We start from the raw sequence: 16,135 nt of genomic DNA on the forward strand, positions 1-16,135 counted from the left end.
GCTCAATGGGCGAGGTAGGTCTCTGCCGGGATGTCCAGAAGCTCCGGACCCGAAAGCGCGGCGCCCTGCAGATCGGCGCCGGTATTCAAGGCGTTGTTGATCGCGTTGAGCGACGAACTGCGCTGGCAGATCGCCCGGAACGCGGCGCGTGGACCTTCGTGGTACATGGCCAGGGCGCGCTGGAGACCGGCAGCGAATACAGGCTCACGGTCGAGCGGCAGTTCATGCAGCTCGCCCTGTGCGTCGGAGGCGGTGAAGGTACCAGGCAGCTGCACGCCCAGTTCCATATGACCGATCAGGGCCATGGCGAAGGCTTCAGGCAACCACACCAGCAGGCGGCGCATCTGCCAGTGTTCGCTGCCGAGCGCGAGCAGCGCCCGCTCGGCCTGCTCCTCATCCACGCCCTCCCGTCCCAGCATTGTCAGCGCCAGTTCGAAGGCTTCCGCCGATGGCATCGCGGGGCTGCGAGGGTCCATTCCCGATCTCTTCAATGCATGCAGGCGCAGACCTTAAGCAAAGGCGGGCCACTGTGCAATCGACACTTGCCGAGCACGGTAAAGTGGATGTTCGCCATTGCCGCAGGAATCCTTCCGATGTCCTTCTCCGATCCCCACGCCGTGGCCCGCTACGCGGAGGGCCCGCTGCGGCAGGTACCCGGTTTCCTCGGACTGCAGCAGATGAGCCACCTGCTGCTGGCCGAACACGTACCCGATGACGGCCAGGTGCTGGTGCTCGGCGCAGGCGGCGGTCTGGAACTCAAGGCCTTCGCAGAAGCGCACCCGCAATGGCGGATGCTCGGCGTCGATCCTGCCGCGCCAATGCTGGCGCTGGCCGAACAGACCCTGGGGCCGTTGCTGGCCCAGGTGACGCTGCTGGAAGGCTACATCGACGATGCCCCGCGCACCGTCTTCGACGGCGCCACCTGCCTGCTGACCCTGCACTTCCTCACCGTTGAACAGCGCCTGCACACCCTGCGCGAACTGCGGCAACGGCTGCGCGCAGGTGCGCCGTTGGTGGTGGCGCACCACAGCGTGCCGCAGGACGCGGCCGGCAAGCATCGCTGGCTGCAGCGCTACGCCGCGTTCGCCGAGGCTTCCGGCATTCCACGTGCCGATACACAGCGCGCTGCCGAGGCGATCGCCGAACGCCTGCCGCTGCTCTCACCCGAACAGGAAGTGGCGCTGCTGCAGGAGGCCGGCTTCGAGAACGTGGAACTGTTCTACGCCGGCTTCAGCTTCAAGGGCTGGGTGGCACATGCGCCGGCCACACCGGCATAGCGCCGCGACGCACGCTCATGGCACCACGGTAATACCGATCCGCTGCATCAGCAGCGCGACCTGCTGCACATCGAGCGTGGCGCCACGCAGGTTGGTACTGCGCAGGTCCAGTTCGCCCAGTTCGGAGTTGGTCAGGTCGCAATCGGTGAAGTTGGCGGAATTCCAGTCGACGCCATCGAACTGGCCGCCGGACAGGTCCGACCCTGCAAAACTGGCGCCGCTCACATTGGCGCCGTCCCAGCGGTTTTCCCACAGCTCGCACTTCTCCAGCAGCACCCGCGAGAAGTTGGCATAGCGCAGGTTGCTCTTCTTGATGAAGGCACTGCAGAACCAGCTACGCGTGGTGATCTGGTTCATGAAACTGGCGTTGCTGAAATCGGCACCCTGTGCGCGGCATTCGCTGATTTCCAGCCCCAGCGCCTTGATGAAGTTGAAGTTGCACATGCTGATGTCGCACTGGCGGAAGCTGGCTTCCTTCAACGTGGCACCACTGAAACGGCACCCGGTGCGCGTGTCGGCATCGTAGAAAACGCAGTTCACGAACTCGGTGGCGGTGAGGTCAGCGCCGGAGAAATCGCATTCCAGGAACTGCTGGTCGACCACCTTCTGGCCGGTGAACTGATCGGCGCCGATGCGCAGCTTGTGGTGAACAGTGGAGGACATGCAGGGTTCCGTGCCGGGTGCCTTGCCATGATGCCGCGCTGGAAAGGCGATGGGCAGGACGCGCTCGCGTGGGATTCACCAGCGCTGCAGCCGGAGTGTGTACATCCCACCCTTACGCGCCACCGCCAATACCCGATCTTGCACGTTGATGCATGATTGTGCACACTTCAGGCATGACCTCCGACCCGACACTACCCGCCGAACGTACCCAGTTGATCCTGCAGGAGCTGCGCCAGCAGGGACGCGTGGTCGCCACCGAACTGGCCCGCCGTTACGCGGTTTCCGAAGATTCGATCCGCCGGGACCTGCGTGAACTGGCTGCCCAGGGCCTGTGCCAGCGCGTCTATGGGGGTGCGGTGCTGCCAGCCCCGAAAGCCGTGCCACTGCGCGAACGGATGACCCAGGACCGCACCGGCAAGGACGAGCTGGCCGCCCGTGTCTGTACGCTGCTGCAGCCCGGCCAGGTCCTGCTGATCGATGCCGGCTCGACCAACCTGGCCATTGCCCAGCAATTGCCGGGCGCGCTGGGGCTGACGGTGATCACCAACGCGCCGCAGATCGCCACCGCCGCAGCGTGGCGGGAGGGCACCACCGTACAGCTGATCGGTGGGCGACTGGCGGCCGGCGGCGGCGCGGTTGGCGCCGAGGCGCTGGCCCAGGTGCAGCGCCTGCGCGCGGATGTCTATCTGCCCGGCCCCTGCGCCGTGGACGTGGACACCGGCGTGTGGGCGATGGATGCCGAGGAGGCCACGCTCAAGCGCGCGATGGTCGCCTGCAGCAGCCGCATCATCGTCGCTGCCACCAGCGAAAAACTGGGCGCGCGGGGCAACTGGCAGATCGCCAGCCTGGATGACATCGACGACCTGGTACTGACCACGTCTGCACCGCCTGCCCTGGCCGCCCGCTTCCGCGCCGCCGGCATCACCGTGCATCCAACACCTCCCTGACCGGATCGCCCATGTCCCTCGTCAACCGACCGCGTGCCCAACAGCACGCGACCCGCGCTGCATTCTTCATTCCCGGCTTCGCTACCGCGCTGTGGGCCACGCTGGTGCCCTTCGCCAAGACGCGCACCGACATCAACGATGCAACACTCGGGCTGGTGCTGCTGTGCCTGGGCGCGGGCTCGCTGCTGGCCATGCCGCTGTCGGGCGTGCTGGCCGCACGGCTGGGCTGCCGCCGGGTAATGCTGGCTACCACGCTGATCATCTGCGCGACGGTGCCCGGCCTGGCACTGGCCGACTCGGCGTGGTTGCTGGGCCTGGTGCTGTTCGTCTTCGGTGCCGGCGTAGGCGCGATGGATTGCACGATGAACGTACAGGCCGTGGTGGTGGAACGCGAAGCGCAGCGGGTGATGATGTCCGGCTTCCACGCGTTCTTCAGCATCGGTGGATTCCTCGGCGCGGCGACCATGACCCTGTTGCTGAGCGCACGCATGGCGCCGGTTGCCGCGGTGCTGCCGGGCGTGTTGATGATGGCGGTGGTCGCGCTGCTGTCGGCACGCCACTGGCGCAGCGAGCGCATCGCGCACGACACGCCGTTGCTGGCCTGGCCACGTGGCATCGTCATGTTCATCGGCGTGCTGGCCTTCATCGCGTTCCTGGCCGAGGGCGCGATGCTGGACTGGAGCGCGGTGTTCCTCACCGACATCCGCCAGGTCGATGCCAGCCATGCCGGCATCGGCTACGTGACCTTCACCCTGACCATGACCGTGGCGCGCCTGTTCGGCGACAGCCTGGTAGAGCGCATCGGCCGGCAGAAGGCGATCGTGGCCGGTGCGCTGCTGGCCTGCGCCGGCGTGCTGGTGCTCACCCTGGTCACGCCATGGCAGGTGTCGTTGGTCGGCTATGTGCTGGTCGGCCTGGGCTGCGCCAACATCGCACCGGCGCTGTTCTCGCTGGCTGGCAGCCAGAACCGGATGCCGCAGGCGATCGCCATCACCGCCGTGTCCACCCTCGGCTTTGCCGGCATTCTTGCCGGCCCGGCGCTGATCGGTTTCGCCGCCAATCACTTCGGCCTCATCGCCGCCTTTGTCGGCGTGGCGATGGCACTGTTGCTGGTGGCAGTGTCGACGCGCTGGCTGCGGATGTAGACCTGCATGGCAGGCCGTTGACCTGTCCCTGCAAAGAACCGTGCGCGCGAAGGCGCACGGTTCCACAACACTGCATCGGGCCGAAAACTCAGTAGGAGGAGAATTCCCAGCGCTGGTTCTCTGTGCCCTGGCACATCCACATGTGCACCTTCGAGCCATTGGCATTACCCATGCCCGGGTCATCCAGGCACATGTTGGTCTGCGGGTTGCGGATCTCGCCTACCAGCCGCCAGGACTGGTGCGCGCCACCATTGCAGGACCACATGCGGATCGGATTCCCATCGTGGCTCGCACCGTCAGCCGCTTCCAGGCATTTGCCGCCCAGCCCACGGATGGACCCGTCCGCGCCCAGTTCGAAGCGCTGCTGCGGCACGCCCGTGCAGTCCCACAACTGGACGCGGGTGCCATCCGCAGAATTGGCCCCTTCAACATCCAGGCACTTGCCACCGACACCGACAATCGAGCCGTTGGCGGGATTGAACTCCCACTTCTGGTTGCTGGTCTGCGCATTGCTGTACAGCTGGATCTTGGTGCCGTTGGCGCTGGACGCACCAATGGCATCCAACACCTTGTTGGCCACGCCGACGATGGATGTGTTGGTGAACTTCCACGACTGATTCCAGTCACCATGGGCGTCGTAGAGCTGGATCCGGCTTCCGTTGCTTGTGCCATAGCCCACGATGTCAAGCACGCGATTGCTGGGCACGCCCGTGATGGTCGACGTATTGGGCTTCACGGTCCAAAGCTGCTGCGCGGTGCCCGGTGTGCAATCCCACACCTGGATGGCCGTGCCTGGCGCGGTGTTGGCGCCCTCGGCATCCAGGCACTTGTTGCCCATGCCGCGGATCTCACCAAAGGTCGGAATGTTGCGCAGGTTGACGGGCGCCGACACCGACCCTTGCGTGAACTGACCATCGCCACTGAACGTCGCCGTGATCGAAGCGGTAGTGAAGCCTGCCGGAACGGTGTAGTTGATCGCAACCCTGGCCGGACGGCCGTAGGCGTACTTGTGCGTACAGGCCTGGACGTCACGGATGGCAGCCCAGCACCCCTTGTCCAGGTCGGAAACCGTACCGAGGAACGGCGTGTTGACGGTACTGACCTGCACCTTGCCCACCGCTTGGCCATTGACCTTGAATTCGACGAAGCCACCGATCTGCTCATTGCCTGGAATGTGATACAGCCCGAGTGCTTGGCCATCGACCTGCGCAGACAACTGGATCACCTGCCCCGGTGCCGGCAGCGCATTGGAAACAGACGCTGTCGTTGTGGTTGGAAAGCTGTACAGGCGCGGCAACGATTTGGCCTGAACGCTTGAAGACGCCGCTGCAATTCCAATTGCGAGAACACCCATCGAAACGTAATTCATCCTTGCTCCATTTACGTTGTGTGGAAATCCTATCCAGGGACTACCGTTGCACCCTTGCAAGCATTGAGCCCCTGCACTTCCCTGGCCATCGACATCGGGCCGCAGCCTTCATGGCCAGGAACTCCCGATAGTCTCATACGCGCCAGGCCAACGTCAGGGTGCTACGGCCGCCGACGCCGCACCTTCATCCGCAGACGCCGGTAACCGATCACCGCAGCGGTGGTACACAGTGCCGTGCCAGCCACGCTCAGCAACAGCAGCACGCCCAGCCGCGTGTTCTGCTGACGCAGCGCGGCAGGCAGGTCCCAGCTGTGCAGGAAAGAGAACAGCCAGCGCCCGGCCCGCTCGCGATGCCCCATCGTCAACAGCGGATCGCCGGTCGCCAGATCGATGTAAACGCGCATGGCCTCGGCATCGCCGAACCACGCCACCGCCACCGGGAAGCGCCGCACCGCCGCACCGTTCATGGCCTCCGGCGCGCGCGCATAGAAGTACGCATCCGGCGCATGCCGGATCGTGAAACCCTGCATCGGCGCAGCGGACATCGCCTGCACCTTCTGCTTCAGCCATGCCTCCGGCAGCAGCCGTGCGACACGCAGGCGCCCTTCGACGGCCGACACGATTCGGGTATCGCCCTGCCCGTCCAGCAGCACGGCGAACAGTTCGCCACCGATACGTCGCCACTGGATCTCCACCGGCACGAAGCCAACGTCCGTCGATGCAGCCAGCAGCCGGCCGGGCTCGGCCAGTGCGCCCTCCACCGTCACCACGCCACCTCGATAGTGCGCGGTGTCGATCACCACGCCCGTGCTGCTGAACACCCCAAGCGGGTTCATCGACATCAATCCACTGAAGATCCAGGTGAACACGAATGCACTCGCCATCAAGCCGATCAGGTGATGCCAGCGCATCCACGGCTCCTGGTACGGCGTCTTCGACCCTGACCGGTACTGTCCGCGAAACCGCCAGCGCCAGATGCCGACCACGACCCCGCTGATCGCGGCCACGGTGCACAGCGCCGACAGCACGATCACCGTCCAGGTCCATACCGGGTCCACCGACTGCATGCGCAGGAAGTACAGCCAGTGCAACCACGCACCCACATAGTTCCAGCGCTGCTGCAGGCGCGGTGCATCCAGCACGACTTCGCCGGTCCGCGAGGACACGTAGACATCACCGGGCTGTGCACCACCGACGCCGACGCGGTACAGCGGTCGATGCGGATCCAGCGCGCGCGAATGCGTCCAGCGGTCTTCGTCCAGCGGCATGGCGCCAACGAAGGCAGGGCCGCCGGCGAACTGCGCGGCGGAAACCTCGGCCAACTGCGCCGATACCGGCGGCAATGCCTGTCCGGTAAGCACCGACCACGCGCCCACGTTCGCGCCGGAGCGCACCACGTAGGCGGGCTCGCCACGCAGCGTCGTCAACACGACCCGCTCAGGCGCCTGTCGCACCACTTCCGGCAGCACGGAAAGTGCCTGCCAGCCGCGCGCGTCGACCAATGCGGGCAGCGCGGCCAACCGCTCCGCTGGCGTCAGCTTCGGGTAGCCGACGAACAGCATCACCATGCCGCTGACGAACCACAGCAGCATCAGCAGGCACCCGCCGATGCCGAGCCAGCGATGCGTCAGGTAGGTCCAGCGTTTGGCGGTGGATCGCAACGACATGGCCTGCGTCCTCAGAAGCGATGGTCGAGGCTGAACTCGACGCGCCGGTCTGCGCCCAGCAGCCACTGCGTGCTGGTGTAGTACGCCGTGGCGTAGTACGCCTTGTCGAACACGTTGAACACGCGCGCGGTCAGCCGTGTGCGCGGCGCGGCCTGCCAGGTCAGGGCCAGATCGGTGGTGGCGTAACCCGGAAGCTGCAGCGTGTTGGCGTTGTCGGCATAGCGCTTGCCCACGTAACGCACGCCACTGGCCACGCTCCAGTCGGGCTGGAACTGCCAGCTCAACCAGACGTTGGCCAGGCGCTCGGCCACGTTCGGCGGCACGTTGCCATCACGCGAGACGATCACCGCCGGCGTGCCGGTGGCTTCCAGGAAATCCTCGAACCCGGCCTTGAGCACGGTCGCGTTGGCATCCAGCGACCACTGTGGAGCGAAGTTCCAGTTCAACGAAGCTTCTATTCCCTTTGAGGTCTGTGCCCCCACCTGCACCCGCCGGTCGGGCTGCAACGGGTCACGGCTCACCAGGCCGGTCTTGCGGATGCGATAGGCCGCCAGCGTCCACTCGCCTCCGTCAAAGGCCTGCTTCATGCCAACCTCGATCTGCTTGCCCTTGGCCAGATCGAACGCGCCGTTGGCCGGGCTGATCATCAACAGACCACTGACCGGGTCGGCCGCCTGCGAGTACTGCGCATAGAGGGTCAATGTTGGTTGCAGCGCGAAGACCGTGCCCGCGCGCCAGCCGGTGCTGTTGTAGGTGCTGGAGAACGCACGCTGGCCGCTGACCAGGTCACTGCGGTCGATCGTGGCGCGATCGTGGCGCAAGCCAGCGAGCACCGACCAGCGCTCGCTCAGTTCCAGCCGGTCTTCCACGAACAACGCGACCTGTTCGGCGCTGTTGCGGTAGCGCGGCAGGTTGGGAGCATCGCTGCTGAACCCGCCGGGCACCGGGTTGAAAGGATCCACCGGCCCCGAGCTGCCCGCATAGGTGTTGTTGGTGTGCTTGAAATGCGCACGGTTGGCATCGAAGCCGACGGCGAAACTGTTCGGCAGCCCACCCGCGTTGCCCAGCAGGCGCAGCGTGGAGGTCAGTCCGGTCTGGTCCTGGTTGTGGGTGATCTGGGTGTTGCCGGAGCGGTCGATCAGGCCCGTGCGCCCGTTGTAGACATAGGCCTCGGCGTTGCGCCAGTCACGCTGGCTGTCGATCTGGTAGACGCGCGTACGCCATTCCACGGTGTCGTTCGGCGTCCAGGCCGCATCGAGCTGGGTCCAGCGGTCGCGGAAACGGATCACGCTGTCGGCCAAGTTGTAGTTCTCGTGGCGCAGCGCGTCCAGCTGCCGCCCATCGATCAATGGCGTACCGAAGTAGCGCATCGGCTTCTGGTAGCCCTGCGCATGGGTCAGCGTGAACTGCAGATCCGTCCGTGGCTGCCATAGCAGCGCGGCAGAGAACGTGGCATCGCCGTTCTGGCCGCGATCGACCCACCCGCTGCTGTAGTTGCCGCTGACATCCACGCGGTAGGCCAGCGCCGGCGTGAGCGCACCGCCACTGCCGAATCCAAGCCGCGCAGTATCTTCGCTGCCCACGGTCACGCTGACCTCATTCTCGATGGCGCCGCGCGAAGGCTTCTTCGGCACGATGTTGACCACGCCGCCGATGGCGCCATCGCCGTGGATGACCGAGGCCGGCCCGCGCAGCACCTCGATGCGCTCGATAGACCAGGTATCGAACGGAAAGGTGATGCCCACACCACCATACTGGCGCAGGCCGTCGTACAGGCGCATCACCGAAGCGCCATCGGTGAAGCCACGGCTGGACAGCGCACTCAGGCCGTTGCCCGGATGGGGCATGGCACTGATCGCGCCAGCGCGGGTGATCGCGTCGTTGAGATTGGAATCGCCGCGCTGTTCCAGCTGCTCGCGTGAAATCACCGTCAGGCTGGCCGGCGTCTGCAGCACGCTCAGCCCGAGCGCCGAACCGGTATTGGCGGTGGAGGACAGCGAACCGCTGCGGGTATCGACCACGCGGACGGTATCCAGGGTTGTCGGCAGCACGGCATCTGCAGCAAGCGCAGGCGTCGCCTGCAGGAAGGATGCGCACAACGCAGGCAGCATCGCCCAGCGCAGCGGGGCGAAGTTGGGGGTGGTTTTCATGTGTTCACGGCATGCAAGACCGCCCCGCACTGCGAGGCAGCAGAAAGAAAGGCGCACGCGGTAGTGCCAGGCCACGCCTGGCAACCCGGGAGAATCAATCAGCGCGTGCGCAAAGCGCTCAGACGGCCAGCAGCACCGGTGGCCCGCGCGCACCCAACGTGCCGCAGATCCGCTGCGGCAACGTCTGCACCGAACCGCGCAGCGCGCGGCACACCGGTGCCAGCGGAATCATCAACAGCAGCGCCGCCACCAGCAGGGTGATCAGTCGTGCGGCAATCAGGCAGTAATCGCAGTCCACGCCCATCTCGTGGTCGGCGTGTGGATCGGCCGGCGGCTTCGGTGTCGCTTCGCCATGCTGCATTGCCATCGCGTGGTGGTCGTGATGCCCTTCCATCGCGTGCTGGGTGTGTGCGGCGTGGTCCATGGCCGCCACCGGTGCTGCAGACGCAACAACGTGCCCATGTACCAGCCAGCGGCTCACCAGAGGCGCGAGCAGCACCAACAGCATGGCAAGCCATGCCAGGGTCTGGAACCGGCGGTGGAGAACGGAGCGGCGCACCCAGCCATTCTACGAGCCCGCGGCCAACCTTGGACCACGTTCAGGGTTTGGTCCCTGCGACACGGTGACGCAGGGTTCTGGCACCGCCCACATCACGGATCCCCCAGTAGATCCACGCCATGCGTGGATGCTCTTCGCGCATCAACTCACGTACTGCGCTTGGCCATTACCGAATGACCAGTTCTCCCGCTTCACTTCCACCAGGTTGATGAACACATCCTCGCGGCGGATACCCACCGCCGCGTGCAGTCCATCGGCAATACCGGCATACAGCGCCTTCTTCTGCTCCAGCGTGCGCCCCTCGTTCCAAGTGATCTGGATGCAGATGAAATCATCGGTGCGGGTGATGCCCAGGTAGCCCGGGTCGTACACCAGCGTACCGGCGTCGTGCTCCTGGAAGATCTGGAAGCGATCGTTTTCCGGCACGCCGACGGCGCGCATGGCCTGGTAGATCGCTTCGCCGACACGCTGGCGATACTCGACGGATTTACCTTTGCGAAGATCGATACGGGCGAGCGGCATGGTGGCACTCCAGGGATGGGAGGGGGACGCGGCAATGGGCCGAGATTACGCCCGCCGAGGGCGGCGGGACAGCGCATGGATGGAACCCTCTGCTTCCATCGATGGCATGCGCCGCGCGGAGTGACGTGATCGCCACGTTCGTCCATGCAGGGTGACGCCAGGCGCAGGGTCAGCGCGGTCGGTGGATGACGCCATCAGTGATGCGCTGCACGGCGTGCGGGTGCTGTCCCGCACAGATCGGGGAACACGCGGTACGCCCGGGTGCTGTTGCGAAATTTCCTTACAGACCAGTGTGATTGTTCAACTCGATGATCGCCGGGCCGAGGCAGGTTGCCTTGGCCGGGATTGGCGTCTCGAAAAAGCAAACCGAACGGATGGGTTGCGCAGCAGTGCGTAGCCGCAAGAATGCACCAACTGCCCTCAATGGCGGGCGGTGCGTGGGGATCACTCGATCCGCCGGGTGATTTCTCACTCCGTTGTGTTTGCCCCGGCACGCCAACCCGCACCGTCCGCCACCTTCTCTTTGGAAGGTGGCCCTATGCCAGTGAGGGTTCCACCATGACCAACAACACCGTCCTCATTCCGCGCCTGCACGCTCTGATCGGCGACATCGCCAGCAACGTTCCCGAAGGCCTCGCACGCGAGATCGAGTGCGCACTGAAGGAGCAGCAGTTCCCTCCCGCGCAGCCGATGTCCTTCACCTTCCTGGATGCGATCCGCAGGGGAGATGGCGAAGACGGCCAGCCGCGCACCACGCAGATGCTCAACGCACAGACCCCCGCCTCCCTCGGCCGTTCACTGTCCGCACTGACCGCCGTACTCGATCTTCTGCACGCGGCAGAGCGCGCACGCGTGGACGGAAATACCGACGAGCAGATCGGCGACTTCCATCGAAATGGTCTGCTGCTGGCCGCGCGCCAGATCGCGCATGCCGCGCAGACAGGTCTGGGCGATGCGATCACAGCGGTGGCAAACAAGCCCGGGTAAATCGCGGGCAACAAAAAAGCCCCCATCGCTGGAGGCTTTTTTCGTTCTGCAACATGGTGGGCGGTACAGGGATCGAACCTGTGACCCTTGCCGTGTGAAGGCAATGCTCTACCGCTGAGCTAACCGCCCGGTGTGTTGCTGAGCCGCTCATTATAGGGGCTTTTCAGAGACCGTCAACAGTTTTCACATTCGTGTTCACGCGCGTTTCCAGGGGCCGCCGGGCATGGCCCGGCGCTACCGGAATCACATCGTATGCGTCGGCTTGTCCGAACCGGTCAGGCCGGCCAGGATCGTTTCGATCTTGTGGCGCACCGTCTCGCCTTCCTGGCCATCTGCCAGCTGCACGCCGATGCCGGCGGTGCGGTTGCCCTGCGCACCGGCCGGGGTCACCCAGATCACCTTGCCGGCCACCGGCAGGCGCTCGCTGGAATCGGGCAGGGTCAGCAGCAGGAATACCTCATCGCCCAGGAAATAACGCTTGGGCGTGGGCACAAAGATGCCGCCATTCTTCACGAACGGCATGTACGCGCTGTACAGCGCGGCCTTGTCCTTCACTGCCAGGGACAGGATGCCCTGGCGGGCGTTGCTGGCACTCATCGATTTCCCCTTGCGGCAGGCCGCTCGTTCACCTTGTTCCAGGCCAGCAGCAACTCGACCACCGCAAGGTCTGCGCGCACGGTGGTGCGCAGCAGGTCTCGGGTGCGGTTGGCCGCATCGAACCAGGCTGCAAGCTTGTGCAATCGCTCCGGCGTGGTCAAGGCATCGGTGCTGGCCTGGGCCAGCGCCAGGTCGGCGGCGAAGCGCAGGCGCAGCGCCGCGTTGTCATCGGCGCACCACTTCTGCGCCAGCTCCACTGCGCCGGTCTTGCCGGCGGCCAGCTGTTCCAGCTCGCGGCCGACCTCGCGACGCAGGCTCAGGCCATCTTCGCGCAGCCAGTTGTCGGCCTGCCCGGGATGGCCGCGTGCTGCATCCAGTGCCTCGCGCGCGGCCGCTTCGCTGTGGCCCTGCTGCTGCAGCCAGGCCAGCGCTTCCTCGCGCGGCGGCAGCTTGAATTCCAGGCGCTGGCAGCGGCTGCGCACGGTCTGCGGCAGGCGCGCCGGGTCGCTGCTGATCAACCACAGGTAACGCCCGGGTTGCGGTTCTTCCAGGGTCTTCAGCAGCGCATTGGCGGCCGAACGGTTGATGGCATCGGCCGGGTCGACGATCACCACCTGCGCCACGCCGTACTGCGGGGTCAGCGCCAGCTTGTTGCTGATCTCGCGCACCTGCTCGATCACGATCTCGGTGCGCAGCTTGTCGCCGCTCTTGTTGGGAATGAAGCTGATCAGCTGCAGGTCGGGATGCGTGCCGGCGGCAATCAGCTGCCGGGTGCGGGTGGCATGCGCGCCATCCCCGCGTGCCAGCACGTGGTCGGCCAGCGCCAGGGCCACCTCCCGCTTGCCCAGCCCGGCCGGGCCACAGATCAGCAGGCCATGGCCCAGCCGATCTGCATCCAGTGCAGCCACGGTCTGGTCGAACGCGCGCTGCTGCCAGGGCGAGAACGTACTCATGCGCCCTCCCCTTGCTGCAGCCAGCGCTCGACACGCGCAACCACATCGGCGGCCACGCGCTCCTGCACCTGGCCTGCATCAACCAGCGCGAAACGCTGCGGATCCTGCTGTGCGCGGCCGCGAAACACTTCGCGCACGCGCTGGAAGAAATCGTCCTGCTCGCTTTCGATGCGGTCCGGCCACAGGTCGCGGCCGTTGGCACGCGCGCGGCCTACGGCCACGTCCACGTCCAACAACAGGGTCAAACCGGGCAGCAGGCCAACGGCGCGGCGCTCCAGGTCGGCGATCCACTGCGGGTCGAGGCCGCGGCCACCGCCCTGGTAGGCATAGCTGGAATCGGTGAAACGATCGCTGAGCACGTAGGCGCCGCGCTGCAGCGCCGGCTGGATCACTTGGCGCACATGCTGCGCGCGCGCGGCGAACACCAGCAGCAGCTCAGCCTCGGCACTGAGCGGCTCGGCAGCAATCTCGGCATCCGGCTTCAGCACCAGGCCGCGGATGCGCTCGGCGAGCGGCGTGCCACCGGGCTCGCGGGTCAACACGACCTCATGGCCGTGGCGGCGCAGGCACTCGCGGATGGCGTTGATGGCGGTGGTCTTGCCCGCGCCCTCGCCGCCTTCCAGGCTGACGAAACGGGGATGGCGAAGCAGCGCGGAACTCATTGCGCCGGAGTCTCCTGGGTGCGTTGCTGGCGCAGCTGCTGCAGGTAGCGGGCTACGGCGGCGTTGTGTTTGTCCAGGCTGGGCGAGAACACGTGCGCGCCACTGCCATCGCCCACCGCGACGAAGTACAGCGCATCGCCCGGTGCCGGTTGTGCAGCGGCCATCAGCGCATCGCGGCTGGGCATGGCGATCGGGGTCGGGGTCAGGCCAGAGCGGGTGTAGGTGTTGTAGGGCGTATCGGTGGTCAGATCGCGGCGGCGGATGTTGCCGTCGTACGCCGCGCCGATGCCGTAGATCACGGTCGGATCGGTCTGCAGGCGCATGCCGATCTTCAGGCGGCGCATGAACACGCCGGCAATCTGCGGTCGCTCGCTGGCCAGCGCGGTTTCCTTTTCGATGATCGACGCCAGCGTCAGCAGCTCGTAGGGCGTGTTGATCGGCAGGTCCGGCGCACGGCTTTCCCAGGCTTCGTCCAGCGCCTTCTCCATCGCGCCGTGGGCACGCTTGAGCACGTCCAGGTCGCTGTCGCCGCGCTGGTAGACGTAGGTTTCCGGCAGGAACCGGCCTTCCGGATGCTGGCCGGCGAAACCGAGGCGATCCATCAGCGCTGCGTCATCGAGGTTGTCGGTGGTGTGCAGCAGCGGATCGGCGCGTTTGAGCGCGGCACGCAGCTGGCGGATGTTCCAGCCTTCGATGATGGTGACGCGGTGCTGCAGCACCTTGCCCGCACGCATGCGCAGCAGCAGCTCGCGCGGGGTCAGGTCCTTGCTCAGCGCGTACTCGCCCACCTTCAGCTTGCCGGCGGCATCGAGCTGGCGCGCCAGCAGTTGCCACTGGGTGTCCTGGCCCTCGTCCACGCCGGCCTCGCGCAGCTTGCGCAGCACGCTGTTCATGCCATCGCCGCTGGCGATGACCACACTGTCCGCACTGGGGGTCAACGGCACGTCGGCAAACTGGCTCTGCTTGTAGAAGAACCATGCGCCCGCGCCGGCCACGATGGCGGCCAGCACCAGCAGCAGCGTTACCACCAACAGACACCCGCGCTTGGCTCCCGCCATGGACTACCTCTGAACTCGATTCCGTCGTGCAGGATACCGTGCCGGTGGGGCGGGGTCATGACCGGGGGCACGCGTCCGTGCCGACCAACGGTCGGCACCCACAAGCCATGCCCAGCGGCGGCAATCGATCAGCCCTGCTGCCCCAGCGCCCGCAGCAGGCCGCGGGCCTTGGCCCGGGTTTCGTCCAGTTCCTTGTCCGGGTCCGAATCGACCACGATGCCGGCTCCGGTGCGGAAGCTGACCTCGTTGCCGTCCACTTCGGCGGTGCGGATCAGGATGTTCAGGTCCAGGTCGCCATCACGGTTCAGCCAGCCGAATGCACCGGTGTACGCGCCGCGTGGCACCTGCTCCAGTTCGCTGATGATCTGCATGCAGCGCACCTTCGGGCAGCCGGTGATGGTGCCGCCGGGGAAGGTCGCGGCGATCACCTCGCCCGGGGTGACGTCCGCGCGCAGCTGGCCGCTGACGTTGCTGACGATGTGATGCACGTGGGCGTAGCTTTCCACGGTCATCAGCTCGTCCACCACGACCGTGCCGGGCAGGCAGATGCGGCCCAGATCGTTGCGCTCCAGGTCGATCAGCATCACGTGCTCGGCGCGCTCCTTGGGATGGCCGACCAGTTCCTGGATGCGCGCGGCATCGTCGTCGCCCTCGAAGCGCGGACGGGTGCCGGCGATCGGGCGGGTCTGTGCGTGGCCGCCATGCACCGACACCAGCCGTTCCGGCGACGAGCTGACCACATGCCGGCCGTGCGCACTGAACAGGCCGGCAAACGGCGCCGGATTGGCCCGCCGCAGCTGCGCGTACAGCGCCTGCGGGCTGACCGGTGCTGCGAAGTGCGCGCTCCAGCGCCGCGACAGGTTCACCTGGAACACGTCGCCGGCGCGCAGGTAGTCGATCACTCGGCGCACACCCTCGGTGAAGCGCTGCGGCTCGTCTTCGCGGACCGACTGCGGCGGCTGCCAGCCCTGCCCGGCCGGCGGCAGTTCACCCGCTACCAGCGCGACCAGCGAGTCCAGCAGCGCTTGCTCGCCCGCTTCGGCAATGAGGAAGCTGGCGTCGGCCTGGTGGTCATGCAGCACGGCGGCCGGGCAGCGCAGGGCAAGTGCGGTCGGTCGGCCGTCATCGCGCGCGCGCGCCGGCAGCACCGGTTCGACCTGGCTGGCCACTTCGTAATCGAGCATCAGCGCCCAGCCACCGCGGAACGGCAGCGCGTGGCCGCCGTCGTGCGGCAATCGCTGTGCCTGCCATGCGTGGTCCAGCGCCTGCAGGAAGCTGCCGGGCTGCACCGCGCCGTGCTGGTCGCGCACCTGGCCATCGGCGTCCAGCTGCAGGGTGTCGCCCTGCGCGGCCAGCAGCAGGCTCCAGCGGCCCTGCGCAGTGCCCGAGGCGGTGGACTCCATCAGCAGCGGGAAACGCGCCGGGTCGCGCTGCTGCAGGGCCAGCAGGTCGATCGGGTGCGGCAGCGGGTGGATCAGCGGGGCGTGGGTCATGGCAGCCAGTTCGGGAGACGGATACACGGAAGCCGCCTTGCGGCGGCCTCGTGGTTGGCGGAGCCGAGCATGGCTCGACCCTACCG

At 66.4% G+C, this 16,135-nt stretch carries 16 protein-coding genes and 1 tRNA gene; 4 read left to right on the forward strand and 13 right to left on the reverse strand.

The features are described from left to right. Window positions 1-2 precede the first annotated feature (2 nt). Complete coding sequence (locus BW38_RS05200) at window positions 3-476, reverse strand: hypothetical protein (protein ID WP_152543320.1); 474 nt, start codon at window positions 474-476, stop codon at window positions 3-5. Window positions 477-593: 117 nt separating this feature from the next. Between BW38_RS05200 and BW38_RS05195 the strand changes: the two genes are divergently transcribed. Further along, window positions 594-1,277, forward strand: coding sequence for a class I SAM-dependent methyltransferase (locus BW38_RS05195; protein ID WP_032977330.1), 684 nt, complete (start codon window positions 594-596; stop codon window positions 1,275-1,277). A gap of 15 nt (window positions 1,278-1,292) precedes the next feature. On the opposite strand, the gene smqnr is transcribed toward BW38_RS05195, so the two are convergent. Beyond that, window positions 1,293-1,940, reverse strand: coding sequence for a SmQnr family pentapeptide repeat protein (smqnr, locus tag BW38_RS05190; protein WP_032977332.1), 648 nt, complete (start codon window positions 1,938-1,940; stop codon window positions 1,293-1,295). A 173-nt stretch (window positions 1,941-2,113) separates the two neighbouring features. Here smqnr and BW38_RS05185 point away from each other — a divergent pair, with 173 nt between their 5' ends. After that, window positions 2,114-2,887: a DeoR/GlpR family DNA-binding transcription regulator gene (locus BW38_RS05185; protein ID WP_032977333.1), complete on the forward strand. Its 774-nt coding sequence runs from the start codon at window positions 2,114-2,116 to the stop codon at window positions 2,885-2,887. Window positions 2,888-2,898: 11 nt separating this feature from the next. Beyond that, complete coding sequence (locus BW38_RS05180; RefSeq protein ID WP_032977335.1) at window positions 2,899-4,032, forward strand: MFS transporter; 1,134 nt, start codon at window positions 2,899-2,901, stop codon at window positions 4,030-4,032. 88 nt (window positions 4,033-4,120) lie between these two features. On the opposite strand, the gene BW38_RS05175 is transcribed toward BW38_RS05180, so the two are convergent. The 5 genes from BW38_RS05175 to BW38_RS05160 all read right to left on the reverse strand — a co-directional run bounded on the left by BW38_RS05175 (window position 4,121) and on the right by BW38_RS05160 (window position 10,299). Beyond that, on the reverse strand, window positions 4,121-5,461 hold the full coding sequence (locus BW38_RS05175; RefSeq protein WP_235189986.1) for a ricin-type beta-trefoil lectin domain protein: 1,341 nt from the start codon (window positions 5,459-5,461) through the stop codon (window positions 4,121-4,123). A gap of 101 nt (window positions 5,462-5,562) precedes the next feature. After that, window positions 5,563-7,068 (reverse strand): PepSY-associated TM helix domain-containing protein, encoded by a 1,506-nt coding sequence (locus BW38_RS05170; RefSeq protein ID WP_032977339.1) that lies wholly within the window; start codon window positions 7,066-7,068, stop codon window positions 5,563-5,565. Window positions 7,069-7,079: 11 nt separating this feature from the next. Further along, complete coding sequence (locus BW38_RS05165; protein WP_032977340.1) at window positions 7,080-9,218, reverse strand: TonB-dependent receptor; 2,139 nt, start codon at window positions 9,216-9,218, stop codon at window positions 7,080-7,082. A gap of 118 nt (window positions 9,219-9,336) precedes the next feature. Beyond that, window positions 9,337-9,726, reverse strand: coding sequence for a DUF2946 family protein (locus tag BW38_RS0120855; RefSeq protein ID WP_032977342.1), 390 nt, complete (start codon window positions 9,724-9,726; stop codon window positions 9,337-9,339). Window positions 9,727-9,918: 192 nt separating this feature from the next. Then, window positions 9,919-10,299, reverse strand: coding sequence for a tautomerase family protein (locus BW38_RS05160; RefSeq protein WP_032977344.1), 381 nt, complete (start codon window positions 10,297-10,299; stop codon window positions 9,919-9,921). 558 nt (window positions 10,300-10,857) lie between these two features. On the opposite strand from BW38_RS05160, the gene BW38_RS05155 reads away from it, so the two are divergent. Further along, entirely contained in the window at window positions 10,858-11,286 is a 429-nt protein-coding gene (locus tag BW38_RS05155; protein ID WP_032977346.1) for a hypothetical protein, read from the forward strand. 54 nt (window positions 11,287-11,340) lie between these two features. Here the strand turns inward: BW38_RS05155 and BW38_RS05150 are convergent. The 6 genes from BW38_RS05150 to BW38_RS05125 form a co-directional block, all read right to left on the reverse strand. Next, a tRNA-Val gene (locus BW38_RS05150) sits at window positions 11,341-11,415 on the reverse strand. 114 nt (window positions 11,416-11,529) lie between these two features. After that, entirely contained in the window at window positions 11,530-11,883 is a 354-nt protein-coding gene (locus tag BW38_RS05145; protein ID WP_025874071.1) for a PilZ domain-containing protein, read from the reverse strand. Continuing rightward, window positions 11,880-12,836 (reverse strand): DNA polymerase III subunit delta', encoded by a 957-nt coding sequence (locus BW38_RS05140; protein WP_032977348.1) that lies wholly within the window; start codon window positions 12,834-12,836, stop codon window positions 11,880-11,882. The genes BW38_RS05145 and BW38_RS05140 overlap by 4 nt, the downstream gene beginning before the upstream one ends. After that, window positions 12,833-13,498, reverse strand: a complete 666-nt coding sequence (gene tmk, locus BW38_RS05135; protein WP_032977350.1) for a dTMP kinase — start codon at window positions 13,496-13,498, stop codon at window positions 12,833-12,835. Before tmk ends, BW38_RS05140 begins: the two co-directional genes overlap by 4 nt. Beyond that, window positions 13,495-14,556 carry an endolytic transglycosylase MltG gene (mltG, locus tag BW38_RS05130; RefSeq protein ID WP_032977352.1) on the reverse strand — a complete coding sequence of 354 codons (1,062 nt, stop codon included), beginning with the start codon at window positions 14,554-14,556 and terminating at the stop codon, window positions 13,495-13,497. Before mltG ends, tmk begins: the two co-directional genes overlap by 4 nt. 128 nt (window positions 14,557-14,684) lie before the next feature. Beyond that, window positions 14,685-16,049 carry an aminodeoxychorismate synthase component I gene (locus BW38_RS05125; RefSeq protein ID WP_032977353.1) on the reverse strand — a complete coding sequence of 455 codons (1,365 nt, stop codon included), beginning with the start codon at window positions 16,047-16,049 and terminating at the stop codon, window positions 14,685-14,687. Between the last annotated feature and the right edge of the window lie 86 nt (window positions 16,050-16,135).

It is taken from the genome of Stenotrophomonas sp. RIT309 (genome assembly GCF_000632045.1).
In the GTDB taxonomy this organism is placed as follows: domain Bacteria; phylum Pseudomonadota; class Gammaproteobacteria; order Xanthomonadales; family Xanthomonadaceae; genus Stenotrophomonas; species Stenotrophomonas indicatrix.